We start from the raw sequence: 1,634 nt of genomic DNA, 5'->3' as shown, positions 1-1,634 counted from the left end.
CATACACCTTATCTTCTTCGCCTGATGTTTCCACCAATTTAAGTATTACCGTGCGCCGTATTGCGAACGGGCAAGGCTCGACATGGCTTACCGAAAAGGTGAACGTCGGAGATACGCTGTGGCTCAGTGATGCCCAAGGTGAGTTTACCTGTGCATCGCACCCTGACAATGCACACTATCTGCTGCTGGGAGCCGGTTGCGGGATCACGCCGCTGATGTCAATGGCGCGCTGGCTGTTAGCGTTTCGCCCACAGACACACATCACGTTGCTGTATCACGCCAGTGATGCCGCGGCTCTGATTTACGCCGACCATTGGCAGCAACTGGCCGCCCGCTTTCCACAGCAACTCACGGTTCATCTACTTGCCCGTCAGCCGTATTGGCCTGATGATCTGCGTTCACGGCTAAATCAAGCTACCTTGGAAATGCTGGTACCGGACATCCATGAGCGGATTGTGATGACTTGTGGCCCTGAGGGCTACATGCAAAGCGCGGTACAACTGGCTAAGACATTAGGTGTACCGGCGGAGCAGATCCATCAAGAAGCCTTTTTCACTGCCACTGCCAGTGAAGCGGTCGCTCATACAGATAACGAAAACGCCAGTTCTTTTAATGAACAAGCCGCCGCCCCTAACACGGTGCGTATGCATATTCGTCATGCTTTACGTGACATCGATGTGCCACTGGGTACGTCACTGCTTGCCGCCATGGAGCAGCATAATCTACCAGTATTTGCCGCTTGTCGCGCCGGTGTTTGCGGCTCATGCAAAGTGCAAATTATCGAAGGCGAGGTCGACACCACCAGCCAAAGTGGACTGACGCAAGCAGAGATCGAGCAAGGTTATGTATTGGCGTGCAGCTGCCGAATTAAACAGAACATCACTTTGGCCTAAGTAAATATCTTACAGGCATCGAGCTAAGCCAATAAATAAGCCAAGTTATCCGCAGATTTTCTGCGCAGCACTCACCGTGAGCAAACCACCTTCGAGATCCCGTACAAAAAAAACGGCCAACATTGTTGTTGGCCGTTTTCTTACGCAAACAGTAAAAGTATCCGTATTACTTTTTGTCGGATGACTCACTACTGGTAGCACTATCGTCACTGTTTTTGTCGCTGTCTTTATCAGTAAAGATACCGTGTCCAGAGTTGAGTAGCATCGAAACCAACATATTATTGTCGATTTCTTCACCGTTTAAGATCCGAGCTAGAATTTCGCTACCAAATAATTGCGGCGACAAAATGATATCTGGCTGAACTTTCTTAATCTTATTCAGGTTTTTGCTGTCACTGACCGCCAATACAGTTTTGACATCTTTGCTCAAATCTTTGGCTGACAAGACCACGAACGCATTATCGGCATCATTATCGCTCAATGCCAAAATCGCTCGGCAGCTATCGATACCGGCTTTTTTCAGCACGGCGCTGTCATTACTGTCACCAGAGATAATATCGAACTTGCCACCTAAACGCTGCTCCAGTTGATTGGCTTCATCCTCCGACAAATTAGTGATAACGGTAACATTTTGACCACGTTGCTTGAGCTGCAAAATAGTATTGATCGCCAAAATGGAATGTCCGCAGACAATAAAGTGATCTTTACGATTCATAGTATGCTTGTTCCCTTTCACTAGTC

2 protein-coding genes are annotated in these 1,634 nt (G+C 48.3%); one reads left to right on the top strand and one right to left on the bottom strand.

Going from position 1 to position 1,634, the window contains the following annotated elements:
* A partial coding sequence (locus tag ACRC27_RS03840; RefSeq protein ID WP_438639231.1) for a 2Fe-2S iron-sulfur cluster-binding protein occupies positions 1–893 on the top strand: 893 nt, incomplete at its 5' end.
* Between the two features lie 166 nt (positions 894–1,059).
* On the opposite strand, the gene ACRC27_RS03835 is transcribed toward ACRC27_RS03840, so the two are convergent.
* A partial coding sequence (locus ACRC27_RS03835) for an NAD-binding protein (protein WP_438639230.1) occupies positions 1,060–1,634 on the bottom strand: 575 nt, incomplete at its 5' end.

The organism is Plesiomonas sp. (assembly GCF_051650925.1).
Classification (GTDB): domain Bacteria; phylum Pseudomonadota; class Gammaproteobacteria; order Enterobacterales; family CAMTGL01; genus Plesiomonas.
The sequence above is the reverse complement of the archived record's forward strand: the minus strand, read 5'-3'. Positions and strand labels throughout refer to the sequence as shown.